Origin of the sequence: Burkholderia semiarida, assembly GCF_029268935.1 — a bacterium.
GTDB classification, from domain to species: Bacteria; Pseudomonadota; Gammaproteobacteria; order Burkholderiales; family Burkholderiaceae; genus Burkholderia; species Burkholderia semiarida.
The window spans coordinates 929,400-956,192 of sequence record NZ_JAHLCL010000008.1 but is presented as its reverse complement, the minus strand read 5'-3'; the positions used below and the strand labels follow the sequence as shown (position 1 = coordinate 956,192).

General features: G+C 67.9%; 19 protein-coding genes. 9 read left to right on the top strand and 10 right to left on the bottom strand.

Features of this window, described 5'->3' with window-relative positions; genetic code table 11:
* Positions 1-14: 14 nt before the first annotated feature.
* The 5 genes from KPB06_RS27575 to KPB06_RS27555 are packed head-to-tail and all read left to right on the top strand — an operon-like array spanning position 15 to position 5,965.
* On the top strand, positions 15-266 hold the full coding sequence (locus KPB06_RS27575) for an acyl carrier protein (protein WP_006490451.1): 252 nt from the start codon (positions 15-17) through the stop codon (positions 264-266).
* Positions 263-1,459 (top strand): acyl-CoA dehydrogenase family protein, encoded by a 1,197-nt coding sequence (locus KPB06_RS27570; RefSeq protein ID WP_059639359.1) that lies wholly within the window; start codon positions 263-265, stop codon positions 1,457-1,459. The genes KPB06_RS27575 and KPB06_RS27570 overlap by 4 nt, the downstream gene beginning before the upstream one ends.
* The gene (locus tag KPB06_RS27565; RefSeq protein WP_059574628.1) at positions 1,456-2,430 is read left to right on the top strand and encodes an amino acid--[acyl-carrier-protein] ligase; all 975 of its coding nucleotides are present in this window, start codon (positions 1,456-1,458) and stop codon (positions 2,428-2,430) included. Before KPB06_RS27570 ends, KPB06_RS27565 begins: the two co-directional genes overlap by 4 nt.
* Positions 2,427-3,482 (top strand): DUF1839 family protein, encoded by a 1,056-nt coding sequence (locus KPB06_RS27560; protein ID WP_099317898.1) that lies wholly within the window; start codon positions 2,427-2,429, stop codon positions 3,480-3,482. The genes KPB06_RS27565 and KPB06_RS27560 overlap by 4 nt, the downstream gene beginning before the upstream one ends.
* A gap of 29 nt (positions 3,483-3,511) precedes the next feature.
* On the top strand, positions 3,512-5,965 hold the full coding sequence (locus tag KPB06_RS27555; RefSeq protein ID WP_257220593.1) for a glycoside hydrolase family 2 protein: 2,454 nt from the start codon (positions 3,512-3,514) through the stop codon (positions 5,963-5,965).
* A gap of 40 nt (positions 5,966-6,005) precedes the next feature.
* On the opposite strand, the gene KPB06_RS27550 is transcribed toward KPB06_RS27555, so the two are convergent.
* Positions 6,006-7,397 carry a sigma-54 dependent transcriptional regulator gene (locus KPB06_RS27550; protein WP_059574633.1) on the bottom strand — a complete coding sequence of 464 codons (1,392 nt, stop codon included), beginning with the start codon at positions 7,395-7,397 and terminating at the stop codon, positions 6,006-6,008.
* A gap of 1,321 nt (positions 7,398-8,718) precedes the next feature.
* Here KPB06_RS27550 and KPB06_RS27545 point away from each other — a divergent pair.
* The gene (locus KPB06_RS27545) at positions 8,719-9,297 is read left to right on the top strand and encodes a GNAT family protein (RefSeq protein WP_060311721.1); all 579 of its coding nucleotides are present in this window, start codon (positions 8,719-8,721) and stop codon (positions 9,295-9,297) included.
* Positions 9,294-10,871, top strand: a complete 1,578-nt coding sequence (locus KPB06_RS27540) for a mannose-1-phosphate guanylyltransferase/mannose-6-phosphate isomerase (RefSeq protein ID WP_099317371.1) — start codon at positions 9,294-9,296, stop codon at positions 10,869-10,871. Before KPB06_RS27545 ends, KPB06_RS27540 begins: the two co-directional genes overlap by 4 nt.
* A 95-nt stretch (positions 10,872-10,966) precedes the next feature.
* Here the strand turns inward: KPB06_RS27540 and KPB06_RS27535 are convergent, their stop codons facing one another.
* From KPB06_RS27535 to KPB06_RS27500, 8 genes are all read right to left on the bottom strand, one after another.
* On the bottom strand, positions 10,967-12,253 hold the full coding sequence (locus KPB06_RS27535; RefSeq protein ID WP_099317370.1) for a right-handed parallel beta-helix repeat-containing protein: 1,287 nt from the start codon (positions 12,251-12,253) through the stop codon (positions 10,967-10,969).
* Positions 12,254-12,443: 190 nt separating this feature from the next.
* Positions 12,444-13,496: an acyltransferase family protein gene (locus KPB06_RS27530; protein WP_099317369.1), complete on the bottom strand. Its 1,053-nt coding sequence runs from the start codon at positions 13,494-13,496 to the stop codon at positions 12,444-12,446.
* Positions 13,497-13,626: 130 nt separating this feature from the next.
* A complete protein-coding gene (locus KPB06_RS27525; RefSeq protein ID WP_099317368.1) occupies positions 13,627-14,709 on the bottom strand; it encodes a glycosyltransferase family 4 protein in 1,083 nt (360 codons plus the stop codon).
* A 21-nt stretch (positions 14,710-14,730) separates the two neighbouring features.
* Entirely contained in the window at positions 14,731-15,879 is a 1,149-nt protein-coding gene (locus KPB06_RS27520) for a glycosyltransferase (RefSeq protein WP_099317367.1), read from the bottom strand.
* Positions 15,880-16,195: 316 nt separating this feature from the next.
* Positions 16,196-17,242, bottom strand: a complete 1,047-nt coding sequence (locus tag KPB06_RS27515) for a glycosyltransferase family 2 protein (RefSeq protein ID WP_099317366.1) — start codon at positions 17,240-17,242, stop codon at positions 16,196-16,198.
* 77 nt (positions 17,243-17,319) lie between these two features.
* The gene (locus tag KPB06_RS27510) at positions 17,320-18,777 is read right to left on the bottom strand and encodes an oligosaccharide repeat unit polymerase (protein ID WP_257220591.1); all 1,458 of its coding nucleotides are present in this window, start codon (positions 18,775-18,777) and stop codon (positions 17,320-17,322) included.
* Positions 18,774-21,047 (bottom strand): polysaccharide biosynthesis tyrosine autokinase, encoded by a 2,274-nt coding sequence (locus tag KPB06_RS27505; protein ID WP_099317365.1) that lies wholly within the window; start codon positions 21,045-21,047, stop codon positions 18,774-18,776. Before KPB06_RS27505 ends, KPB06_RS27510 begins: the two co-directional genes overlap by 4 nt.
* Before the next feature lie 59 nt (positions 21,048-21,106).
* Positions 21,107-22,333, bottom strand: a complete 1,227-nt coding sequence (locus KPB06_RS27500) for a polysaccharide biosynthesis/export family protein (protein ID WP_059574648.1) — start codon at positions 22,331-22,333, stop codon at positions 21,107-21,109.
* Positions 22,334-22,410: 77 nt separating this feature from the next.
* Between KPB06_RS27500 and KPB06_RS27495 the strand changes: the two genes are divergently transcribed.
* Entirely contained in the window at positions 22,411-22,881 is a 471-nt protein-coding gene (locus KPB06_RS27495; protein WP_226094182.1) for a hypothetical protein, read from the top strand.
* A gap of 155 nt (positions 22,882-23,036) precedes the next feature.
* Here the strand turns inward: KPB06_RS27495 and KPB06_RS27490 are convergent, their stop codons facing one another.
* Positions 23,037-24,890, bottom strand: a complete 1,854-nt coding sequence (locus KPB06_RS27490) for an alpha/beta hydrolase (RefSeq protein ID WP_059574651.1) — start codon at positions 24,888-24,890, stop codon at positions 23,037-23,039.
* Between the two features lie 557 nt (positions 24,891-25,447).
* Here KPB06_RS27490 and KPB06_RS27485 point away from each other — a divergent pair.
* A complete protein-coding gene (locus KPB06_RS27485; protein WP_059574652.1) occupies positions 25,448-26,707 on the top strand; it encodes an oligosaccharide flippase family protein in 1,260 nt (419 codons plus the stop codon).
* The last annotated feature ends 86 nt before the right edge of the window (positions 26,708-26,793 follow it).

The following is a 26,793-nucleotide window of genomic DNA, read 5'->3' as shown; positions in this document are numbered from 1 at the left end:
CGCCGGAGCAGCACGTGAAAAACGAAATCAGAACCATCCTGAAGCACGTCGCCCATCTCGAAGCCGCGATCGATTCGATCGGCGACGGGGACGACCTCTACGAAGCGGGCCTCTCCTCCCTCGATACGATCCAGTTGATGCTCGCGATCGAAAAGCAGTTCAACATCGAGATTCCCGACGAGATGCTGAACCGCAACCTGTTCCGCAGCATCGACGCGCTCGCGGACACGATCGCCACGCTGCAACGCACCGAGCACTCCGCATGAGCGCGCTGCTTCCCGAACTCGCGCCCGACAGCGATTCGCATCGCCTCGACGAGGCCGCGCATGCCGTCGCGCAAATCGCCGCCCAGCATGCCGATGCGGTCGATCGCGACGCGCGCTGCCCCGTCGAGGCGATCGAGGCGATGCGCGCGCGCCGCCTGCTCGGCGCGATGGTGCCGACCCATCTCGGCGGCGCGGGCGCGTCGCTGGAAGACATCGCGTCGGCCTGCTCGATCCTCGGCCAGGCCTGCGCGTCGTCGGCGATGGTGTTCGCGATGCACCAGATCCAGGTCGCGTGCATCGTCGACCACGCCGCCGACCAGGGCTGGCACAAGCTGTTCCTGCAGCAGCTCGTGCGTCACCAGTGGCTGCTGGCGTCGGCCACGTCGGAAGACGGCGTCGGCGGCAACCTGCGCGCGAGCCAGTGCGCGCTCGAAATCGACGGCGGCGGATTCCGGCTGCACAAGGCCGCGCCGACGATCTCGTACGGCGACTACGCGGACGGCATTCTCGCCACCGCGCGACGCGATGCGGATGCGCCGGCTTCCGAGCAGGTGCTCGTCACGCTGCTGCGCGACGGCTATACGCTCACGCGCCGCGGCGAATGGGACACGCTCGGCATGCGCGGCACGTGCAGCAACGGCTTCGTGCTCGACGCGCAGGGCGCCGCCGTGCAATGCCTGCCGGTGCCGTTCGCGAAGATCGCCGAGGAAACGATGGTGCCCGTCTCGCACATCCTGTGGGCCGCGGTGTGGATCGGCGTGGCCGGCGACGCGTTCCATCGCGCGCACCAGTTCTTCCGCGCGCAGGCGCGCCAGACCGACGGCGCGCCGTCGCCCGCCGCGCGGCGCATCGCCGAATCGCTGGCGCTGATGCAGGCGATGCAGGCCCGCGTCGACAACGTGCTGCGCCTCCACGCGAACGCGCAGGCCCGCTCGTGGTCGGCCGGCATGGCCTGGGCCGCCGAGATCAATACGCTGAAGACCTACGTGTCGGCGACCGCGCTCGAAGTCGCGCATCAGGCGATGATGATCTGCGGGATGGCCGGCTACAAGCAAGGCACGCCGTTCAGCATCGGCCGCCACATTCGCGACCTGCACGCGGCGCCGCTGATGATCAGCAACGACCGCATTGCCGCCAACACTGCGAGCCTGTTGCTCGCGCTGCGTCCCGCGACGCTGGAGAAACATACGTGAACGATCGCCTCGCCGTGCCTTCCGCCGCCTCCGTTCCCGCCGACGCGCCGCTCGACCGTGCGGGCGTCAACCCGCTGCGCGACGCGCTGATCGACGCGGGCCTGCTGGTCTCGACCGGCATCCAGGGCCTGTTCGGCCGCAGCGAGCGATTCGAGCGCGTCGTCGAAGCGCTCGACGCGTTCGTCACGCGCATCGGCGCCGACCAGCAGGCCGAAGTGCTGCGCTTCCCGCCGGCGATGAGCCGCACCGAGTTCGAGCGCAGCGAATACATGAAGAGCTTCCCGCAACTGGCGGGCAGCGTGCACGCGTTCTGCGGCGACGAGCGCCAGCACCAGCGCGTGCTGCAATGCCTCGATCGCGGCGACGACTGGACCGAGAACCAGAAGCCGACCTACGTCGTGATGACGCCGGCCGCGTGCTACCCCGTGTATCCCGTCGTCGCGCGCGCGGGCGCGCTGCACCCGGACGGCCGCATCGTCGACGTGTTCTCGTACTGCTTCCGTCACGAACCGTCGCTCGACCCGACCCGCATGCAGTTGTTCCGGATGCGCGAGTACGTGCGGATCGGCACGCCCGAGCAGATCGTCTCGTTCCGCGAGACGTGGATCGAACGCGGCACGCGGATGATCGAAGCGCTGCGCCTGCCGAATGCGATTGATCTGGCGAACGACCCGTTCTTCGGACGCGGCGGCAAGATCGTCGCGGACAGCCAGCGCGAGCAGAACCTGAAGTTCGAGCTGCTGATCCCGATCGAGCACGACGACCGCCAGACCGCGTGCCTGAGCTTCAACTACCACATGGATCATTTCGGGCTGCTGTGGGACATCCGTACCGCGACGGGCGACGTCGCGCACACGGGCTGCGTCGGCTTCGGCCTCGAACGGCTCACGCTCGCGCTGTTCCGCCACCACGGCTTCGATATCGACGCGTGGCCGCGCGACGTGCGCGACGTGCTGTGGGGTACGCGATGAGGTTCGTTTCCCGCGACGGCGAAGACGCGTCGTTCGAGAGCGTGCGCCATCGCGCGCGCCACTACCGGCCGCATCCGCTGCACAGTCAGGAGATGGTCTGGAAACAGACCAACTGCTACGTCGACATGTGGCTCGAGGTGCTCCGGTGGTGGGGTCTCAATCCGTACGCGGCGCTGCCGTTTACGATCGCGCTCGATTTCGAGGGCGACCAGTTCACGTTCTTCAAGTTTCCGCACGACGAGCTGGAGCGACTCTACGGGATCGTCGTGCAGGAACATTCGATCTACGAGCCGCTCGACCAGCACATCGAGACGCAGGTCGCGCGCGGACACCTGATGATCGTCGAGGTCGATGCGTGGTTCCTGCCCGATACGCGCGGCAGCAGTTACCGCACGCAGCACACGAAGACGACGATCGGCATCGACGCGATCGACCGCGCGAAGCACCAGATCGGCTATTTCCACAACAGCGGCTATTACGTCGCCGAGGATGTCGATTACAGCGGGCTCGTCGGCGGCAGTTCGCCGATGGCGCTGCCGCCGTACGTCGAATGCGCGAAGCGACGCTTTGCGCCGCTCGACGAGCGCGCGCTCTGCGATGCCTCCCTCGCCGCGTTGCAGCGCCACCTGCGGCGCCTGCCGGTCGTCGATCCGGTCGCGGCATTTCGCCGGCAGTTGCAGACCGACGCACCGATTCTCGCGGAAGCGCCGCTCGAACGCTTCCATGCGTACTCGTTCAATTCGGTGCGGCAGCTCGGCGCGAATTTCGAACTGTTCGGCCACTACGCGCGCTGGCTGCAGGCAAGCGGCTGCACCGGGCCGTTCGCCGAAATCCGCGCCGCGTGCGATCGCATCGCGTCGGAAGCAATGGTGCTCGAATTCCGGCTCGCGCGCGCGTGCGCACGCGGCAAGGAAGAGCGCGGCGATTCGACGCTCGACGCGATCGAGGCCGCGTATGGCGACCTCGTCGCGTGCGCGCGGCAGATCGGCGCGCCGCTGCGGCACGTGACGCCGGTGCGCTGCGACACGGAGCCCGTGTCGGCCATGCGGTGACGCGCGCGCGCCCCCTGCCCGCGTGGTCGATGCTGGCGACGCCCGCGGGCGCCGTGCAGCACCCGCGCGACCTCCCGGCCGACCCAGGCGGCTGGATCGCGGCGCCGGTGCCGGGCACGGTCGCGCAGGCGCTCGCGCTGGCCGGCCGGCTCGACGAAGCCGCGTCGCTCGACGAGCGCGACCACTGGTACCGGCTCGCGCTGCGCGGGCGCGGGCCGCGCATCCTGCGCTTTCACGGCCTCGCGACGCTTGCACAGGCGTGGCTCGACGACACGCCGATCCACAGCTCGGACAGCATGTTCGTCGCGCACGACGTGCCCGTGTCGCTCGACGGCACGCACCGGCTGACCGTCTGTTTCCGCGCCCTCGCGCCGCACCTGCGCGACGCGCGCGCGCCGCGCCGTGCGCGCTGGCGCACGCGGCTCGCCGAGCCGGCCGCGCTGCGCACGATCCGCACGTCGCTGTTCGGGCACATGCCGGGCTGGTTCCCGCCGTATGTGCCCACCGGCCCGTGGCGGCCCGTCGACGTGCTCGATCCGGCCGACGGGCCCGTTCTGGCCGATTGCACACTGCAGGCACGCGTCGAGGGCGACACGGGCTGGCTCGACGCGGAACTCACGTTCGCCGTGGCGCTGCCCGACACGTTCGCGGCGCGGCTGTCGTGCGGCGACCATCACGCGACGCTCGAACGTGCCGGCGCCGCCCAACTGCGCGCAAGCGTTCCGGTACCGAACGTGCGTCGCTGGTGGCCGCATACGCACGGCGAGCCGGCGCTCTACGAGATCGCGCTGCATATCGGCGATGCGCGCCGGCCGCTCGGCTCGACGGGTTTCCGCACGATCGACGTCGATTCCGGCGCGGACGGCAAGGGTTTCGGGCTGCGCGTCAACGGCGTGCCCGTATTCGCGCGCGGCGCATGCTGGAGCAGCGCCGCGCCGCTCGCGCTGCACGCGGACGACGCGACCTACGGCCGCCTGCTCGGGCTCGCGCGCGACGCTGGCTTCAACATGATCCGGGTAGGCGGCACGATGGCCTACGAGGCCGACGCCTTCCACGCATGGTGCGACCGGCTCGGGCTGCTGGTCTGGCAGGACTTCGGCTTCGCGAACTTCGATTACGCGCTCGACGACCCCGCGTTCGCGGCCAACGTCGACCGCGAAGCGAGCCAGTTCCTCTCGCGTCACGGCGCTTCGCCGTCGCTTGCGGTGCTGTGCGGCGGCAGCGAGATCGCGCAACAGGCCGCGATGTCGGGGCTCGGGCCGAAGCAGCGCTTTCTCGAACTGACGGCCGACCGGCTGGCCGCTCACGCGGCCGCGCACCGCCCCGACGTCCCGTACGTGCCCGATTCGCCCGACGGCGGCGTGCTGCCGTTCACGCCGCGCGAGCGCGTGTCGCACTACTACGGCGTCGGCGCGTATCTGCGCCCGCTCGACGACGCGCGCCGCGCGGACGTGCGCTTCGCGAGCGAATGCCTCGCATTCGCGAACGTGCCATGCGATGCGACGCTCGCCGAACTCGGCTGGCCCGGCGTGCACGAACCGCGCTGGAAGGCGGCCGTGCCGCGCGACCCCGGCACGTCGTGGGATTTCGACGATATCCGCGACCACTATCTGCAGACGCTGTACGACGTCGCGCCCGACCGGCTGCGGCGCGAGGATCCGGCGCGCTATGTCGAGCTGTCGCGCGCCGTGATCGCGGACGTGATGCGCGAGACGTTTTCCGAGTGGCGACGCACCGGTTCGCGGTGCGCCGGCGCGCTCGTGTGGCAACTCCAGGACGTGATGCCGGGCGCCGGATGGGGCGTGATCGACGCCGCGCACCGGCCGAAATCGGCATGGTATGCGCTGCGCCAGGTACTGCAGCCGGTCCAGGTGCTGCTCGTCGACGAAGGGCTGAACGGGCTCGACGTGCATGTGGTCAACGAGCTCCCGGCACCGCTGTCGGCCGCGATCGAGCTGGTCGCGCTGCGCGACGGCCGCACGCCGGTCGCGCGGGCCGGCTGCGCGGTGCGGATCGCCGCGCACGACACGGTGCGGCTCGGCTCGGCCGAACTGCTCGGCCGCTTCTTCGATTGGACCTACGCGTACCGCTTCGGCCCGTGCGAACACGATACGGTGGTCGCCACGCTGCGCGCCGACGACGGCACGCCGCTGTCGCAGGCGTTCCATTTCCCGTCCCGCACGCATCCGGCCGTGCTGGCGCGCCGCGAACCCGGGATCGAGGCGTGCGTGTCGCGCACCGGCGAGACCTGGCACGTCGACATCGACACGCGACACGTCGCTCGCCACGTGCAGATCGACGCGCCGGGCTTCATGCCGAGCGACGACTGGTTCCATCTCGCGCCCGGCACGCCGGCGCGCATCGCGCTCATTCCGTCGAGAATCGACGGGAAGCCTGCGGCGGCCGACGATAACGCACCGCCTGCGGTGGAAATCCGGGCCGTCAACGCCGCGCGCGCCGTGCGGGCCACGCCGGCCGGATGACGCGACGCTCGCGGCCGCCGCGAGCGTCATGCTTCCCGTATCAGTCGGACGAGCCCGTCCCGCGCGGTCGCTCGATGCCGTACGCCTCCATCCAGCGATACAGCGTCGCGCGCGACACGCCGAGCTCGCGCGCGGAAGCCGCGACGCGCCCGCGCGTCCGCAGCAACGCGGTTTCGATCGCCTCGCGCTCGATCGACTTGCGGATGTCGGCGACCGACGGCGACGCCGCATCGAGGCAGTATTCGAGCTCGAGGTCCTGCGCGGTGATCAGGCGCCCCTCCGTCATCACGACCGCACGGCGCACGCGGTTGATCAGTTCGCGGACATTGCCCGGCCAGTCGTGCTTGTAAAGCGCCGTGATCGCATCCGTCGAGAACCCACGCACACGATGGCGCGCATCGCCGCGAAAGCGCTCGAGCATGTGATGCGCGAGCAGCTCGATGTCCTTGCCGCGCGCGCGCAGCGGCGGCTGGTCGATGCGCATCACGCACAGCCGGTGGAACAGGTCGGCGCGAAAACGCCCTTCCTCCATCGCATCGCGCAGATCGACGTGCGTCGCCGACACGATCCTGACATCGACCGGCACCGGATCGCTGCCGCCGAGACGATGAATCGAACGCTCCTGCAGAAACCGCAGCAGGCTTGCCTGGCTCTCGTGCGGCAGATCGCCGATCTCGTCGAGCAGCAGCGTGCCGCCGTTCGCGGCTTCGACGTAGCCGATCTTGCGCGCGTTCGCGCCGGTAAACGCGCCGCGCTCATAGCCGAACAGCTCCGATTGCAGCAGATGCGGCGGAATCGCACCGCAGTTGACCGCGACGAACGGGCCGTTGCGCCGCTCCGAATGACGATGGATCGCGACGGCCGTGAGTTCCTTGCCGGTGCCGGTTTCGCCGAACACGAACACCGGTGCGTCGGTGCGCGCGAAACGCCGCACCGTGTCGAACAGCCGCAGCATCGCGCTGCAGGTGCCGACGATGCCCTTTTCCTCCGATTCGAGCTGTTCGCGATCGCGCGCGAACAGGCATTCCATGCCGTACGCATGGCCGACCGTATCGGCGATCCGCTGGTGCGACGCCGGCAACGTGACATAGTCGAAGCAGTAGTCGCGCAACAGCGCGCGCACGTTCGGCGACGCGGTCTGGCCGACGTCCACGAGCGCCACCCAGACGACGTCGCGCATCGACGCGCAGGTCGACGCGATGCTGCCGATCGCATCGGCGTGGCCGCCGCTCAGGTCGAGAATGCCGCAGGTAATTTCGCCCGACGTGTCGCGCAGTTCGTTCGCATGCGCGACCACCGTCACTTTCCAGTCGCGGCGCGACAATTCCTTTCGCAGCATCACGGACGGCGACTGCGTCCAGTAAATCAGCGGACGCTGCCCGTTACCGCTCCCCACGCCGGCGCTCTTATCGCGCGTTATTGGCATATTCATAACGAACCGTCACTTTCCGCACTCCGCGAACCGTTCGCGTGCGCTGCGACCGGCGGCGCATGGCCGCCTTTCCGCGCTGCGCTTGCGCAGCGTTGGCGAAGATCGAAACTGCACACGGCGAACACCCCCGGAGGTCGAGCCGAATGTCATCCGGCCTCGTTGTCATCGAACTCGAACGGAATGCGCGGCTTCGGGAGCCATGACATTCCGGCTTTGAAGCGACCCGCCGTCAGGCGGGGCACGTCGGCAAACGGAGACCCCGTCCGCATGTACGGCGCGTCGTACGCGACAGTCGCGCCCGCCGCGGAACCGGACGGCCGCCAAACCGTCGCCGGATTGGCCGCCCCATTTCATCCGCACCTGAATTTACACCCCGTTTCGAGTTGACCTTGTTACCAAAAGATAAACCTGAATCAGGCGGTTACGCTGCCCCGGGTTGCGCGCCATGCGCGTTTGACCACCGAGATTTGATTATCTACGACCATTGCCGTCAATCAGTGGCAAATACTACTTTTCCGCAATATTGATCCTGTCGATTACCGGCGATTTCCGCCGAAATCTCCCCAAAGTACGTGGAACCGTGCTCCACGGACCGCATAATCGCGCCGGCCGCCGCGTAACCGCATCGCGTTGCGCCGGTGTGCCGGCCGCCTGGTCGTTACACGCCGTAATCACCGGCATCCCGCCGCGCGGGCCTTTTCGGCGCATTCGCCCCGGGCGGCCTGGATTTCAGGACGCCGGCACGCGCGTCGTGCAGTGCAGCACGATGGCCATCGCGACCCGCCAACCCGCACGTCTGGACCGGAAGCCGGCACGCCGGAAGATCACCACGGCGGTGCAAACGCGCGACCGGCAGCGTACCGGCTCAGGCGTGCACGCCGCGCGGGCGCGCGGGATTTCGACGGGACGCGGCGAGATCGCATCCCCGGTCGGCACCACGCGATCGACTGCGCCCCGTGCCCGGCCCGACTCGGCCGCATGCGACCACGCCGCCGCGAACGATCGCCGCCATTCCCGGCCCCGCACGCGCAGCGCGTCGTTTGCGTGCGATGTCGGCCGGCCGCGCTTCATTGCCGGCCGCCACGATGAATCAATTATGAAAAAGCACCGGCGCCGACGGTGTGTGCTACCGCACATTGCGACGCTCCCGCGACGCGCGCGTCGCCTCGTATCCCGCGCCGCGCCTGCGAATCCGGAGCGTGAGTGCGCTTTCGAACAGACCGCCACATCGCGCATCCGGATGATGAAGATCGCCGCGCCGCACGGATCGATCGCGTCCGTAGGGTGCGGCGTGCCGAAGGCATCACGCGAGGACAGCATCATGGAATGGCATTGTTGTGAATTCGAACATCTGAGCGCCGTCGATCTCTATGCAATCCTGCGCGCGCGCAACGCCGTGCTGGTGGTCGAGGACGCGCACACGCATCTCGACATCGACGGCAAGGACGCCGGCGCGCTGCACGTCTATGCGAGCATGCGCAACGGCGACGCCACGGAAGTCGTGGCCTACGCGCGTATCCTGCCCGGCGACGACATCGATCCGGACGTCGTGATCGACAAGGTGCTGACGAGCGAAAGCTGTCGGGACGACGACACGCTCGAACGCCTGATCGGACGCGCGCTCACCGCCGCGCAGGCCGCATGGCCGGACACCGCCGTGCGCACGCACGTCCCGGCGCCACGTCAGGCGTTCTACAAACAGTTCGGATTCCGCAAGGCCTACGGCCCGTATCTCGAACAGGGTGCGCCGTTCGTCGGCCTGGTACGGTCGGCCGACCGTGCGGCCGGCGCGCTGCGTTACCTGCTGTCGCGGGCCGTCTCCGTCTCGCGCAACGACGACGCGCGCGCCGACGGCCGCGCTCGCACCCGGCTGCCCGTCGATACCGGAGCGAACCGATGACCCCCACCCTTCGCCAGGTTCCCGAACCCGATCTGCCGAGCATCCTGCCGGTGATTCTCGCCGGCGGCTCCGGCACGCGGCTGTGGCCGTTGTCGCGCGAACAGTATCCGAAGCAGCTGATCGAGCTGGTTTCGGACGAATCGCCACTGTCGGCGACGGCACGCCGCCTGAACGGTATCGCGAACGCGTCGCTCGGCGACACGCTGCTGCTCGTATGCGGCGAACAGCATCGCTTCATGAGCGCCGAGCAGGTGCAAGGCCGGTCGGCGCCCGCCCGCATCCTGCTGGAGCCGGCCGCGCGCAACACCGCGCCCGCGCTGACGCTTGCCGCGCTCGACGCGAGCGCGCTCGTGGACGATCCCGTGCTCGCCGTGATGCCGGCCGACCACGTGATCGTCGATGTCGGCGCATTCCAGGACGCGATCGCCCGCGCGGCACGCTATGCGCAGGAAGGCGCGATCGTCACGCTCGGCGTGCTGCCGCGCCGTGCCGAAACGGGCTACGGCTACATCCAGGTGGGCGAGCCGCGCGCGGGCCGCCATGGCAGCGAAGGCGGCTACGCGATCGGGCGTTTCGTCGAAAAACCCGATGCGACGCTCGCCGAGCGCTACCTGCAATCGGGCGACTACTGGTGGAACAGCGGGATCTTCGTCACGCGCGCATCGGTCTGGCTGAAGGCGATCGGCGCGCTCGCGCCGGACATCCACGCCGCTTGCGAAAGCGCGTGGCGCGCCGGCGTCGCGGACGATCCGTTTTTCCGGATCGATGCGGCGGCCTTCGACGCGTGCCCGTCGGATTCGATCGACTATGCGGTGATGGAGCGCCTCGCGGAACACCGCGAGCTCGGCATCGAAGGCATCGTGGTGCCGCTCGCGGCGGGCTGGTCGGACGTCGGCACGTGGGACGCGATCTGGGAAATCATGCCGAAGGACGATCACGGCAACGTCGCGCGCGGCCCGATCGTGTTCGAGGACACGCAGGACAGCTTCGTACGCTCGGAAGGCCGCCTGATCGCGTGCGTCGGGATGAAGGACGTCGTCGTGATCGAGACGGCCGATGCCGTGCTCGTGGCGAACAAGCACGACGTGCAGCGCGTGAAAAACGTCGTCGCCCGCCTGAAGACCGACCGGCGCCCGCAGGCGAGCGAGCACCGCAAGGTGCAGCGGCCGTGGGGCCATTACGATTCGATCGATTTCGGCGCGCGCTTCCAGGTGAAGCGGATCGTCGTCGAACCCGGCAGGCGGCTGTCGCTGCAGATGCACTATCACCGCGCCGAGCACTGGATCGTCGTGCGCGGCACCGCGAAGGTGACGCGCGGCGCCGAGACGTTCCTGCTGTGCGAGAACGAATCGACGTACATCGCCGTCGGTGAAGTGCATCGACTCGAGAATCCCGGCCGGATTCCGCTCGAAATCATCGAAGTGCAATCGGGCGACTATCTCGGCGAAGACGATATCGTGCGGTTCGATGATCAGTACGGGCGGGCAATCGTCGGCGCCGCTCCGCCGCGCTCGGGGACGACGTCCGCGCAGCCGACGCCGGTCGTACCGCTCTCCGCCGGCGAACCGGGCTGACCGGAGAATGCTGGGGAACGCGACGCCGTGCGACAAGTGCGTGCGAATCGCGTCGGCGCGCGTGCCGCGCACCGCTCGATCAGGGCCTGTTCACCCTAATCCGTGCCGCGCTGCGACCAGCGCGGCCGTCTGACGGATTCACGCACGCGCGGCAGCAGCGACGTATCGGCGCCGAGCGCGTCGGGCGCACCCGGCGCAGACTGGCGGGCGCGCGCACACGGAACGCTCCTCGACCGATCGTTCGCGGAAGGGTCCGCGGGCGCGCCGGCCGAGCACTCCGGTTCAGGTCCGACCCGCACCGGCAAGCCGCCGATCCCGGACAGCCGATTGTCCGCCAGCCGTATGTCCGACACGTTGCCCCACAACCGAATGCCGTCGAATCTCGCATTCGACACGCGATTGCCGATCACGGTCACCCGCGACACCGAACCGGACCACGTGCTGACCTCGATCGCCGCTTGCTGCGTGAGCGGGCGCGAATCGGTCCGCCCTGTCGCAGTCTGGATATCGGCAATCACGTTGCGCTCGATCCGGACGTCGGACGAGCCGGCTGTGCGGTTGCTGTCCTCCTGCGCGACGAGAATCCCGGCGCTGACCTGCACGTTGCGCACGATGTTGTTCGAAATCGTCACGTCCGCACCGCCGACGACGGTGATGCCACGCCCCCACGGGTTGCCTTCCAGCGAGTTGCCGGTAATCATCACGTTGCGGGTCAGCACGCCCTCCGCCTGGTAACTCACCACGGCGATCATGTCGTCGCCGGTGCCGCGCACGACGTTGCCCTGTACCAGCACGTTGCGCGAGCCGTGCGTCATGTGGATGCCGTCCGCCAGCGTCGACAGCACCTCGTTGCCGACGATCGCGACATCCGCACCGCCGAATACGAAGATGCCGGCACCCGCGCCGCCGTCGACGACGTTGTCGAGCACCTGCACGTCTCGCCCGGTTACCTCGACCTTCGTCGACTCCGGCGTCGTCAGGCGCGTCGTGCCGGTTCCCATAAGCCGGAACCCGACGAGCGTCGTACCGTCGCCGCGCAGCTCGATCGTCTGATCGTTCGGCGCCGTGGCGATCAGCGTCGCGCCGAATCCCGACAGCACCACACGCGCCTGCCGTACGACGAGCGAGCGGCCGACGACATAGCGCCCCGGTGCGAATACGAGCCGCTGCCCCGGGCGCAACGCATCGAGCGCGCGCTGCAACGCGTCGCCCTGATCGGCCGCGGCGCGATCCGGACGCACGTATGCGTCCGGTACGGCCGCATGAAGCACGGCCGGTTCGCCCGCGGCGGTCGCGGATACCGCGGGTTCCGACCACGACAGCCCGCCCGCGATGCACATCGCGGCGATCACGCCGCGCGACAGACGTTGCAATTCATGCATGGCGTATCGTTTCCCTGGCAGGTTTTCGCGCGCGTTGAACCGCACATGTCGGCGGCCGACTGCATGGCCCGTCCGCGAGGCCGACGAAAGCGGCGACGCTTCGACGTTGATTAGATCAGGGGCGCCGATCGGCTTCGGTGCGTCATCAGACCAAGCGCGCAACGTCCGGGCCAGACGATGATGCCGAAGCTCAAGCGGTACGCGTTCGTACCGCCGTATCGCGTCCCGGCCATGACGGAAAGCCGGCAATATGCGCGAACCCTGTCCGCAATGCGACCAGATAGACGGCGACCGGGATCGCGACACCGGCCAGCGTGCCGAGCACGAGGTGGACTGCCAGATCGGTGACGCCGGCGCGCATCAGCACGATCCGTACGGCCGCCATCGCAAAGATGTGGGTCAGGTAGATCGGCATCGATGCGCAACCGATCGCCGCCAGCCATCCCGCGCGTGCGGGCTGTGACGCATACCGGTGCGCGAGTTGCAGCGCCAGCGCGATGCCCGAGAACGCGGCGGGAAGCGCCCAGATGCTCGTCGCGCTACCGAAGCCGTGAGCGAACACGACCGCGGCGACGAACGCCGTTGCCGTGGCGGCGCATGCGGTCGGCCCGCTATGGCGCGCGAGCCACCGGGGCAATGCCTGCGACGCAAGCACACCCGCCACGAAGAACGGTGCATTCATCAGCGTGATCGACAGGATGCCCCACTGCGTCGCCGCGCCGAGCGCCAGCCCGAGCATCGCGCATCCGGCGAGCCAGCCGCGCGCCCGCGATGGCATGGGTGCGCGCGCCACATCCGGCACGGCCGCCGCGAACGCCCGGATGCCCAGCATGCAGAGCATCAGCGCGTACAGGAACCAGAACTGGGCGAACGGTCGCCAGCCGATCGCCAGCAGGTCGTTCAGCGTAAACGGATGATTGGTGCCGTGCGACGCCATCGCAATCTGCACGGCGCCCTGCGCGATCGACCACAGCAGGTACGGATACACGATCGTCCGGATCTTCGACCACAGGAAGCCGTGCGGCGTGCGGCGCAGCGAGCTGCAGACGTGCAGGCCGGACAGGAAGAAGAACACCGGCATGTGGAACGTGTAGATCACGTAGTCGTTCCACGCGAATGCCGTGTCGGCCGCGCCTGCCGGCACGAGGTCGGCGGAAACGGCGCCGCGCAGCACATGCCCGTATACGACGAGAATGATTCCCGCGCCGCGGGCGACATCGAGGTAGGTTTCGCGTGCAGTCATGATGAAGCGGTGGCCGGCCCGTCAGGTTCCGCACCGCCGAGATATCGGATAGTCGTTCACTGTATGGATGGCCGACGCACGGGACAGTGCGGTGGGGAACAGTGAGTCGTCGTGCAGCCCGGCGGATGCCCTACAGCCCCTCGAATATCTCCTTCATCATCTCGGCGCTTCTGCTCCAGCGATACTTGTCCGCGTGCAGGCGCCCCTTGCGTTTGAGCTCGGCCCTGAGTTCGTCGGAATCGAGCAGGCTCCGCAATTTCCGCGCGATGTCGTCCTGCGAATACGGATCGCAGTACAGCGCCGCGTCCGCACAGACTTCCGGCAGGGCTGCCGATTTGCCGACCACGGCCGGGCATCCGTAGCGCATCGCCTCGAGAGGCGGTATGCCGAAGCCTTCGTAGATCGACGGGTAAAGAAAGCACGCCGCGTTCTGATACAGCGCCTTCAACTGTTCGTCGCTGATATAGCCGACGTACTTGATGTTCGGCTCCGCGGCCGCCGCCATCGGGTCCTGCTTGCCGAACACGGTGGTGTTCTGCATCCCGACGATGACGAGATCGACCGACGGATCGTCGATCTGCCTGAACGCCGCGATCAGCCGGCCGAAGTTCTTGGTGGGATTCATGCTGCTGACCGCGAGCACGAACCGGTTCGGCGTCAGCGCATGCTTGTCGAGCACGCTCGTGTCCGGTTCCAGCGTGTCGAGATGATCCGCGCCGAGCGGCACGACGCTGATCTTCTCCGCGGCAACCCCGCAGTGATGCGCGAGGCGATCCCGCGAGAAATACGAGTTGGTCAGCACGCGGACGGAGGTTCGCGCCAGGATCCAGAACATGATCCGGTACCACACGCGAAACGGGCGCGAGAAATGCGCGGGCGTGTCGAATACCGCCGCGTCGTGCATGTAGATGATCTGGTTGCCGATGAAAATGGATGCCGAATTGCTGAGATTGACGACGCGGCCGCGGCGCGCGAACAACGGGAGCACCAGTTGCTCCCAGACCACGCCCTTGTAAAAGCCGACCTTGACCGTCCTCGCTCCACTCACCTCGATACCGGGCTGCGGAGGCACCAGCACGGTTACCGGATCCTGCGGCTGAAACTTGATCAACGCGGCGATCAGCTCGCGTGCGACGCGTTGCACGCCGGTTGTCTTCTGCGTGGTGAATCGGCCGTTGTATACGAGTTGCCTCGGTTTCTTGAAAGCGCTCATGTCAATAAGGGGATATCGAAATCAGGCTTTGACGTGATCCACGGCAACCGGCTCGAAGTCGCGCGTGGCAACGCGCGGTTCGTCGGGACCCAGTCCGTAAAGCGCATGCCATTGCCGGAAGATCGCGCTCATCGAAAACCGCTGAATCGCGCGCTTTCGCGCGGCTTCGCCCATCTGCTCGCGAAGCCGACGGTCGTCGCGGAGCGTGCTCAGATAGCCGACCATCTCGGCGGGGGTCGACGCGACGTAGCCGGTCACGCCGTGGATCACCACGTCGCGATTGCCGACGACGTTCGTCACCACGGCCGGGATCCCGGCAACCTGCGCTTCGATCAGCGCGACCGGCATCCCCTCCCAGCGGGAGGTCTGGACATAGATGTCCAGTTCCGACGTGAGCGTCAGCGCACGCTCGCGGGTCACCCAGCCGCTGCAGGCGACGGCCTGGCGCCGCGACGAATCGGGAATCTCCGCCACGTTGCCGCCGATCCAGAGAAATTCGACGTCGGCGCCGTGCAGCTCGTCGGCCAGTCGTACGAATGCTTCGTGATTCTTCTGGAACGACGCGCGACCGCTCATCCCGATGACGACCTTGCGATCGTCGCGTGTTCGGCGAGGCGGAATCTCGGCGACGTTCACCCCGTTTTCCACCAGAACCGCGGATTTCGCGCGAACTTTGCGGTTGATCTCGCCGAGCTCGCTGCCCGAGCACGCGACAATGGTGCCGCCGATACGCGCCGCGATGCGCTCGAAGCTCAGATACGCGAACTGCTTCATGCGAGACACGTCGCAGCGCAGGAACGACAGACCGTGCGGCGAGTAAAGCACCGTCGCGGTCGGCGCGGCGATCCGGGCGGCGATGCGTCCCAGCACGCCTGCCTTCGACGAGTGCAGATGAACCGCGGTCGGCCCGCAGTCACGCAGGTTCCGGACCAGCGCGCGCAAGCTCCGCAGATCACGCCGGACGTCGACCTCGCGCACCATGTCGACATAAACGAGCTTCACGTCGGGCCGGAACAGCGTAGCGAAATCGCGCGGGGTTTCCGGCCGGATCGAGTGAAGTACCGTCACGTCGACGCCCGCTGCCGCGGCATGGTTGGCGAGATAGGTCAGCATCGACAGCACGCCGCCGCCAAACGCCTCGGCAATATGAACGATCTTTTCTTTGGTCATCTCTGGATTGGTCGATTCGATCGCACTGTTCGTTGCCCAGCGCGCCGATGAGGCGGCGCATCGTCAAGTCGCGAGCGATCCATACACATCGGAATCCCGATGTATTACGCATTCCTCATTGATGAACACGTGGCCGTCACGGACATTGCTTCGCGTCCGTCATGGCGGGCCTCGCTGCCGCGCCACGCGGCCACCGATATCCGTCGTTACGCGTTCCTCAACGGTCCGGACCATTGTGCAGCGCATGCCGGACGCACTGGGTGCGATGGCTAACCGAACAGGCGATTCGGCCGGCGCAGCCGCGAGCGCGCGGTGCTCATTGCACGTCGGTGCGTGCGGCGGGCAGCTTGCGCACGCGCGCAAGCGGATTGGACAGGTAGCGGATCGCGCGATTGCTCAGCGCGGACGACGGCAGCAAACATGCGAGCGACAGCACGGTGACCGCTGCCTTCTTGGCAGGACGCCAGAACGGATTGCGCAGCACGGTATGCCAGTAGCGTCCGGATTCGCACAGAAACCAGCGCCAGCGCCGCGCCAACGGCGCGCGATACAGCGTGCTCGCGAAGCGCGCCTTCTCGATCGCGAAGTCGAGCGGGGCGATCGGTAGCGCTTCCTGCAGCCGCGCGCCGGCGAGCGTGCGCAGGATCGACCAGCGGCGTTCGGCCTTCAGCGCACCGGTGGCCGCGTCTTCCGAATTGGCGAGCGCAAGGGCCGGGGCGTCGGTTGTGCTTGCATTCGACTGCTGGTGCACGCGATAGCCGCCGAGCGTCGCGTCGATCATGTGGACGGCCCCGAGCAGCGCGATGCCGTAGATCGCGTAGAAATCGGCGCCGTGCAGATTGTCGGCGGTGACGGGTACCGGAAAGATGCGCTTCAGCGCGGCGACGCGATACGCGTTGCCCGATGCAGGCGGCGACGGATACAGCCAGCCTGCGCGCAACAGGCGGCCGCAATCCGTATCGACCGCGGACTGCGGCACGCTCGCGCCGGTCCGCACGCCATCGTGCGCGATCACGTCGAGCCGGAAATGAACCTTCACGAAATCGCCGGACGCGAACGCGGCGAGCACGCGTGCCGCGGCGTCGGCATAGAGCAGATCGTCCGCGTCGAGCAGGATGACGTAGCGCGACGCGACATGCTCGAGCGCGCGGTTGTACGCGGCTACCTGGCCGCGATTCTCCTGGAACACCGCCGTCACGCGCTCGCCGTACGAGCGAATGATGTCGCGCGAATCGTCGGTCGACCCGTCGTCGACGATCAGCACGCGGACGTCGCGCACGGTCTGCGCGAGCGCCGAGTCGATCGCTGCGCGCAGGTACGCACCATGGTTGTAGTTGCAGATTGCGATGGTCAGGTCGGTCATGTGCGGAAGTCGGACGAGCAGCGCGCGGACAATCCTGGTCATGATACGGATCGCGCGGCCGCGCACAGTTCGCGAGCCTACCGTTCCGGATTTCGCGTCGCGCGTGGAATAGTGCGTCGTCGATGCGGTGCGGGTGCGAGTGGCCATGCCGTCGCGCCGCCGTCCCGCTCGTTGGTTTCGGCGGCGCGCGCCCCGCGTCCGGATACCGCGCGCGTGGCGGAAGGCGCAACGCTCGCCGGCCGCTTCCCGAACCAATGGAACACGATGATCGGCAGCACGATCGGCAGGAAATTGCGTCCGCTGAACAGATTCGGCGTACGCATGATCTCCATCAACGACACGTAGAGCACCGCGTGCGCGCAGCACCAGAACCCGTTGCCGCTGCGCCAGCCCGCATAGCTGCGGCCGACCAACCAGCCGAGCACGGCCGCGTCGAGCAGCCCGAACCAGCCCCACTCGTAGAAGTGGACGAAGATACCGGACGGATTGTTGAATTCCGGGTCTGCGTAGCTGTTCAGAAACAGGTTGAAGCTGTCGCTCGAATCGATCCACGGCCGGAACGTCTCGCCGATCACCGGAAAGCGCATCAACCAGTCGAACGTGAACATCGGATGGCCCTGCCCCCAGCCCAGTACGGCAAGCATCCCGGCACCGTTGTTCAGCGACGTCGAATAGTACAGGCCGAGCCGTTCGAGCGCGAAGTCGAAGATGTTGTCGTAGATGTTGACGTAATAGGCTTCCCACGACCGGTTGTACTCGTTCGCGATAAACAGCGCGAACAACAGCGGGATCGCCGCGTACGGCCCAAGCGTGAGCAGCCGCGCATACCGGCCCTGCAGCCGGAACCGCACGACCATCAGCGCGAGCGGCATCACCATCTCGATCAACGCCAGGCGCTCCGCGAAGAGGAAACTGCGCAGCACCGTCAGCACCGCGAGCACGGCCATGTAGATCTTGTAGCGGTTCAGGCCTTTCACCGGCGTTCGGAACACGTAGAAATAGAGTGCGACGAACGGTGACGTCGCCTGCGTGAACGAACTCAACCCGGTGACGCGGCCGATCTGCTGGAGCATGTCGTACGCGGTAGCCTGGCCATGCAGGAATTCGAGCAGCAGCGCCGGCCGCGCGATGATCCCGCTCATCATCACGAGATTGCCGAACAGCGCGAGCGCGAACAGGCAATCGAGCACGCGCGGCGGCACCTCGACGGGCGTTTCCGGCGGCCCGCGCCGCGTCCGCGCTTCGGTCGTCGCGAGCCACGCCGTCGCCGCCACCACCATCAGGAACAACGCGCCGGCAAATGCGTAGTAACCGTCGAAATAGATTCGTGCGATCGACTTCTGGTCGCCCAGCAGGCTGAGCGACAGCAATCCATACAACGGCAGGATGAACATCGGCACGAGCCGTGCCGGATCCTCCCACCAGTAGCCCGCATAACCGCCCGCGACACCGCGCACGCGCGCCATCCCGCGCGCCATCCCGCGCGCCGTCGCCGCGCCCGGTCGCGGGCCGGCACCGCCTGCTCTCCGATTCATGACGCGCGTTCCGCCCGCTGCCGCGGTGCGATCATCCCCGTCAACCCTGCCTCGGCCTGATGCGTGTTCGCGCCCGTATAGCCGTAGTCGTACCGTCCCGGCGCGCCCTTGTAGTCGTTCAGGATCACGCCGCGCACATCGATATGCGCGTGCTCGAGCCGCCGCGCGCTTTCGTCGAGCTCCGTCAACGTCGTCACGCCGCTACGCGCGACGAGGAACACGGTGCCCGCGAGGCGGCCGAGCACCAGCGCATCGGCCACCGGCAGCAACGGCGGGCCGTCGAGCACGACCATGTCGTAGCGGGACGCGGCCTGCCCGATCAGTTCGGCGAGCGCGGGTTGCAGCAGCAGTTCGCCCGGATCGGGAACGACATGGCCCATCGCGATGAAATCGAGGCCCGGTGCGACGCCGCGCCTGATTGCCTCGTCGAGCGTGTGAGTGCCCGCCACCACGTCCGCCAGCCCCGGCGCGCGGCTATAGCGGAACCGGCCGTGCAGCGAACCCTTGCGCAGATCGGCATCGATCAACAGGACGCGCCGTTTCGCGGCGCCGACGAGCGATGCGATGTTCGCGGCGACGAACGACTTGCCGACGCCCGTCGTCGGCCCGGAGATCAGCACGACCGGATTCGATGCGGCCGGCATCGACAATTGCAGCGACGCGCGGAAACTGCGCAGGCTTTCGAGCGCGGCGTCCTGCACGTCGACCGGCGCCGTCGACATTCGAGGGCCGAGCCGGCCGCGCTTCGACCTCGGTTCCGCGGCCGCCGCGACAGCGCTGTGCGGGACCGTCGCGAACACGGGCAGCCCGGTCGCCCATTCGATTTCCTCCGCGTCGCCGATCGTGCCGACGACGCGCTGCCGGGCGATCACGATCGCCGCGCCCGCCAGCAGGCCGACCATCAGCAAGCCGACCACCGCAACCCCGCGATGCGGCCCGATCGGCTGCTCGGCGACCTTCGCCGTATCGACGATCCGCACGGTGCCCGTCTTGCTGGCGCGCGCGAGGACCATCTGCTGGCGTGTATTGAGCAGGTTCGTGTACAGCGCGGTGTCGACGGCCACGTCGCGCTGCAGTTGCAGCACGCCCTGCTCGACGGTCGGCAGTTGCTGGATCTGCTTGCGGGCCGTGTCGAGCGAACGCTGCGCATCGGCGAGCTGCGCATCGACGGCCACGATGGCCGGATGCTTCGGCATGAAGCGCGTGAGCAGTTCCTCGCGACGCTGCTGCAGCGTCTGCACACGCGTCTCGATGTCGACCGACTGTTGACGCAACGCCAGTGCCTCGTCGCTCGTATTGACCGTCCCGTGCGACGCACGGAATGCGTTGAAGCGGTTCTCCGCCGCTTCCAGTTGCGCCTTCAGTTGCGGCAACTGGCCGTCCATGTAACGGATCAGCTTGTCGGCCGCCTCGGATTTGCGCTGCGTGTTCTGCGCGAGGTACGCCTCTCCGATCGCGTTCAGCACACGGCTGTCGTGCACGGGATCGATGCCGTCGAGCGTCACGCCGATCATGTTCGACTGCTTGCCGCGCTCCGAGATCAGCGCGTTCTTCTGCAGCCACGTCGTCGCCTCCTCGTCGCTGTAGCGCGTCAGATCGAAGCGTGCGCCGGGCTGGCCGGCCACGTCGCGCACGAACACGTCGATCGGCCCCTGCGGCGTCTCGATGTGCAGCGGCTGGCCGATGCGGCCCCGCCATACCGGCCCTTTCCGACCGAAGAATCCCGTGCGCTGCAGCGTGTAGGCGCCGTCGTCGCCGACGGTCAGCGCGAAGCGCTTGCCGAGCAGCCGCTTCGGCACGTCGAAGGTCGGCACGTCGATGCGCTCGGTGCCATACACGTAGCCGCCCGGCAACGGCGACGACAGGCCGTCGGCCGCGTTCACGAGCCGCCAGCCGATCAGCGGCAGGTAATGCGGCCGTGCGTCGAGGGCGAGGTTCGTGCTCTCGATCGCACGATCGAGCACCGCGCGGGATTTGAGCACCTCGATCTCGGTCGATGCATCGGTCTTCAGATCGAACACCGACGACGGATCGCCGGGCGGCGACGTCTGCTTCGAATCGGTCTGGCTTTGCTCGACCTGGAACAGGATGTCGGAGCGGTAGACGGGGGCCGCGAACAGCGCATACAGGCCGCCCGCGAGCGCGCCGGCGAGCGCCGTGCACACGATCAGGCGCCGGCCGCCGTACAGCATGCTCCAGTAGCGGCGCACCGGATAGGACGGCCGCGGAATGCGCCCGCTGGGCGGGTCAGGCAGGGTCGAAGTGTTCATGCAGCATCAGTCCCGTATGGCGCGACGCACGGTCGCGGTCACGAAATCCGCCTCGGGCATCACGGCGAAATGGCTTTCGCCGTCAGCGCACCTTGCGCGGACGACGGAATCAGCAGGTTCACGACGCGGCTCCAGCGCACCAGCGACGACGCATCGACGAACACGACGTCGCGCCGCTCGAGCGGAAACTGGTCGGCGAGCGCGAACGACGCGGGCGAGCTGCCGTCGAGGTGGTACACCCGCGGGCGATTGTCGGGGCCGCGGCGCACGACGAACACCTGGCGCGCGTCCGACGTGTACTGGCTCACGCCGCCCGTGTCGCCGAGCGCTTCGCCGAGGCTCATCCGGCCGTCGGTCAACGTCAGCGTCGCGGGCCGCGATACTTCGCCGAGCACGAATACCTTCGCGTCGCTCGCCGCGCGCACGCGTACGAGATCGCCGTCGCGCAGCAGGATGTTCGACGGATTCACGCCCGCCGCGATCAGTGCGGGCAGGCTCACGTTCACGGTCGTGTCGCCGCGCGTCACCGACACCTGCGAGCGATCCGCCGTCGGCGTGAAGCCACCCGCGCGGTCGATCGCCTCGGGCAGCGTCATCGGCATGTCGTTGACGATCTGCAAACCCGGCGTGCGCACTTCGCCGTCGAGATAGACGCGCTTGCTGCGGTAGCTCTGCACGCGCAGCGCGAGCTGCGGCTTGCGCACGTATTCGCCGAGCCGCTTCATCAGCAGCGCGCGCGCCTGTGCCTCGGTCAGTCCTGCCACGTGCACGAGGCCCGCATACGCGAACTGGACGTTGCCGGCCGCGTCGACCGTGTAGCCCGTCGCGACCGAGCTGGCGCCGACGCCGTCGCCGCCGCCGACCGTCTGCGTCGTCGGCAGGTTCAATTCGGGGTGATCCCAGACGATGATGCTCAGCACGTCGCCGGGGCCGATCGTGTACGGCGTCGGCTTGCCGAACAACTGACGGATCTCCGCGTCGACGTTGGCCGGCCGCCCCGCATGGTGCTGTGCGACGAATGCCGGGGTGATCTCGATCAGATCCTCGCTCGACACGTTCTGCACGCCGTCGAGGCCGCCCGAGCCCGATGCGTCGGCGCTCACGCGCGCATTCGCGTCGCGCTCCGCCGGCGCGCGGTAAGTCATGCCGGGCGACAGCGCACATGCGCTCAGCGCGCACGCGGCCGCCACGATCGCCATGCGCGACAGCCACGGCGCACGGCCGGCGCCGGCCCAGCATGGCCGCCGCGTGCCGCGCGTCGATTCCGGTTGCGTGGTGATTGACATGGTGTCCTTCCAAAACTGTGCGGTAACCCGCCGAACGCGGCGAATTCCGGCATTACGCTTGCCCAGCGCGGCTTGTATTGCAGTGCCGCACCACCCTCTTCACCGCACGTCACTCCCTGCGATTCGTCATGAACTTCTCTTCGTCGCTTGCGCCGTTCCTCTACATCGCGTCGGCCGGCTTCGTCTGTGCCGCCGGTGCGCAAACGCTGTCCGGCACACCGGCCGACACACCGCTCCTCGCATCGTCGACGCGCGTTGCGCCCGTGCCGCCACAACGCTCGGCGCAAGCCCCCGGCGCGGCTGCAATCGCCGAGCCAGCCGCGACCGCATCCGCGGCCGTGGCGCCCGCGCTCGCTCGTTCAGCCGCGAGCACCGCCGTCCAGCCCGACACGCGGGCCCGCATCACGTTGCGCCGGCCGCTCGTGCCGGCGAGACCGCATCGCCCGCAGGTGGCTAATGCGCCCACCGACGACGTATGGCGCAGCGACACGTTGTACGCATCGCCCTACGCGAAATCACCCTATGCGGAGCCGGGCGATCGGAACTGACACATCCGGCTGGTCGGGGCACAACCGTGCATGCATCGATAAGGGATTGGACACTACGGCGAGCCGCGCGTCTGTGAGCGACCCCACCGAACGTCGATCTTCATACGATGCCGGGATCGCGCCCCGCGGCGCCGACGCATGCGGCACGACGCGCATCACGGCCTGCCGACCGACACGTTTGCGTACGATCCCCCCGCCGCTTCGAGCGCGACAGGATCGGCGGCGTGCACGACCGGCCTCGTCAAGTCGCGACCGAGCGCCTGCAAGCACCGCTCGATCACGATATCCGTGCCGACCGCGCCGTATACCGCGTGATCGACCTGCGGCTCGAGGTGCAGCCGTACGTGACGCGAGCACCTGAACGCATGCTCGATCGCGCCGAAATGGCGGCGGACATCGTCGATGCCGGGATCGAGCGCGCCATAGACGAGCGTCGTCCGGACATCGCGTTGCGCAAGCACGTGCATCACGCCGCGTGGTGTGCCCACGCGCGGCTTCCAGCCGACGCGCCCGGCCGCCTCCTTCACCGGTACGCTGACCCGCGCGATCGCATTGGCGGCGACGGCCCGCACGATCGGCCGTAAATCGCGCCGTTCGCGCACGAGGCGTTTCCACTTCTGCCAGTCGCGTACCGACAGCCAGTAGCCGCGCACCGAGTTGTTCCGCTGCTTCTGCACCGCGTCCAGCGAGAGGCCGGCCGGCCACACGAAGCGCGCCAGGTTGATCGCGATCACGCCGCCGAGCGATGGCGTCTTCACGGCCGCATGCAATGCCGCATAGGCGCCGGAGCAGATGCCGGCCGCGACCACGTCCGGATGACCAAGCCCACGCAGCCAATCGGCGGCGGCCGCCACGTCGTCACTCGACCGCGCCGAATACACGACGGGAGACTGGTCGTCGGGCGCGGCGGCCCCGCTGTCGCCGACGCCGTTCACGTCGAGCCGCAACGTCGTGACGCCGGCGCGCGCGAGCGTCCGCGCGAGGCGCACGCTGAAGCGCCCTTCGCCGCTTCGCGGATTCGTCGACGTGTTCGCGATCACGAGCGCCGGCGCGACGGGATGCGCCGGCCCCGTATCGGCGGGACGGCACAGCACGCCGACCAACCGGTCCGGCCCGACCGCGACGACCTGCTCGGTCATGTCGATCATGTCGAGCGCCGCGGCCGATTCGCCGTTCCATGGCGGATCCGGCCGCCACGTCGGGTCGACGCCGGCGGCCGTGTGCGGCGCGCGTTCGACGATCCAGTTCGCGAGCGTGTCGATGGCCGCGAGCGGCAGACGCGAGCGTGTACCGTCCAGCATCGTCGTGGGCCATTCGCGGAACGGTTCGGTCGCCACGTTCACGCCCCGCGCGAGCAGCGCATCGCGCAACGCGGGCTCGTCCTGATCGGGCTGAATCAGCAGCATCGCGCGAGGCAGCGTCGGTGCGTCGCGCACGACGTCGCACAGATCGACCGCCTTCAATGCAGCGACGAAATCGTCGGGAAAGCGGTGCCCGAGCACGTTCATGCACGGCTCGTCGCGATGTGCGGCGCGAATCGCAGGCGACGTGATGTCGAGCCACTGGCGATGCACGAACGACAGCTCGCGAAGATAAGCGCGCCCGCGCACGACCGGCGCGAGCGCCACCATGGCGTCGACGCGCCGCGACGGGTGCTGCCCGTCGCCTGCGGCGGCCAGCATCGCGAACAGCGCACCCGCGCGGATGCCGACGAGCGTCAGCGACGCGACACCGACCTGGTCGCGCAGCAGATCGATCGCATCGTGAATGCTGCCGAGGGTGGCGGCGTGCCGATCGGCGTCACGATCGTCGCCCGCGGAATCGCCGGTGCACGGATAGTTGAATCGCAACACCGTGACGCCGTCGCGGGCAAGGCGCTCGGCGATCGCCCGCATGAGCTTGTGCGTCCACGATGCCTCGTGTCCCAACGATTCGCACAGGATCACCCCTTGTGTCGTCTGTCCTTCGTGCAGCCACCCCACGCAACTGCCGAACGTAATGGGCTTCAATCGGTACTCCTCGGATCGGTATTTTTATCGGACGCGGACACGCGTTCCGGCGGCTCCGCCGGAACGAGCGATTCCACGATCGTGCGACTGCTCGACGAATGCGCGGCAGCGGCCCGGCCGCGCCCCTGCGCGGTCCCCGTCCGGTTCCATGTGTTGTCCTGCTCCCCATGCCCGCGGGAGGTGACGTTGCGTGCCCGAGGCGTCATCGGACGGCTCGCACCGTGAACCAAAACAGTGCGCTCGATTAAAGCACCCGGTTCGAGCGTCCTTCGGTGCGCCAGCTTACAAATAGCTTCATCGCTATCGCGGTACGACGACGGGCGACGGCGCGCGGTGTCGGGATGCATGCCGCGCGTACGAACGGAATCCGCGAACGGTAGGCTCGCGAACAGAGCGGTCCCGTGCGGCCCGTATCATGGCCGCCATACGATGTGGCCATACCGGGCGACGCCGGACGCGCCACCCACCCATGCAACCGGGTCAGCGCCGACCGGATGCACGCGCGCACCGCGGCCCCATGCCGCCGCCCTGCGACACCCACGGCGCCGACCGAGCGAATGTCAAACCTCAAGAAGAATTTCCTGCTGCTGCTGACGTTGCAGATTTCGATGTACGCGGTGCCGCTCCTGATCGCACCGCTGCTGACGCACGCACTCGGGCCCGAAGGCTACGGGCAGCTCGCGTTCTCGCTCGCCGTCATTGCGTATCTCACCAACTGCACGAGCTACAGCTTCGACCTGACCGCCACGCCACGCATCGCGCTCGCGCGCGACAACCGCGCCGAACGCTCGCGCATCTTCTGGGCGACGCTGTACGCGCAGATCGGCATCGCGGTGATCTGTTTCATCGTGCTGGTCGGGCTGATCATGCTGGTCGGCCGCTTCGGCGAAGACCGCGATCTGTTGCTGATCGGCTTCGGGATGGTCGCCGGCGTGGCGTTCACGCCGGGCTGGTATTTCCAGGGAATGGAAAAGCTGCGCGCGCTCAGCGTGATCCTGTTCATCGGGCGCATCCTGAGCCTGCCGGCCATGTTCGCGCTCGTGCACAGCCCGGCGGACATCGACCGTGCGATGATCGTCAACGCGGCGGTGCCGACGCTGTCCGCGATCGCGCTGGCGGCCTATCTGTATTTCAACCGCGAAATCGACTTCGTGCGCGTCGGCGCGGCCGACATCGCCGAATCGCTGAAAGGCGGCTGGCAGGTGTTTCTCGCGTCGACGTCGATCGCGTTCTACGCGTCGACCAACACCGTGCTGCTCGGCTTCGTCTCGGGCAACGTCGCGGCCGGTTACTTCGCCGCAGGCGACAAGCTGATCCGCGCGGCGCTCAGCATGCTGCAGCCGCTGAAGGCCGCCACGTATCCGCGCATCAGCTACCTGATGCGGCACGCGCGCAACGACGCGTTCTCGTTCCTGCGCAAGCTGTTCGTCGTGCAGGTCGCGATGGTGCTCGGCATCTCGCTCGCGATCTTCTTCGGTGCGCCGCTCGCCGTGCGCATTCTCTATGGGCCTTCGTACGAACCGACGGTCCAGGTGCTGCGCTGGATGGCCTTCATTCCGTTCATGGCCGGCATGACGGACCTGTTCGGTGTGCAGACGATGCTGCCGCTCGGGATGAAGTCGGCATTCACGCGAATCCTGATGTCATCGGGTATTCTGAACATCGTGCTGGTACCCGTGCTCGCAAAGTACTTCGCCGAACTGGGCGCCGCCGTCGCCGTGCTGACAGCCGAGGCCGCGGTGGCCGCGGCACTCGCGACCGTCGTCTATCGCGCCGGAATTCCGATGCCCGGCAGTCCGGTCGCGCGACGCGGCTAGTGTCCTGTTCCGCTGATTCGCGAGCAAAGTCGATGCAGCTTTTCGAGGATGGAATCGGCTGACGCGGTCCAGACGAACGGTTTGCA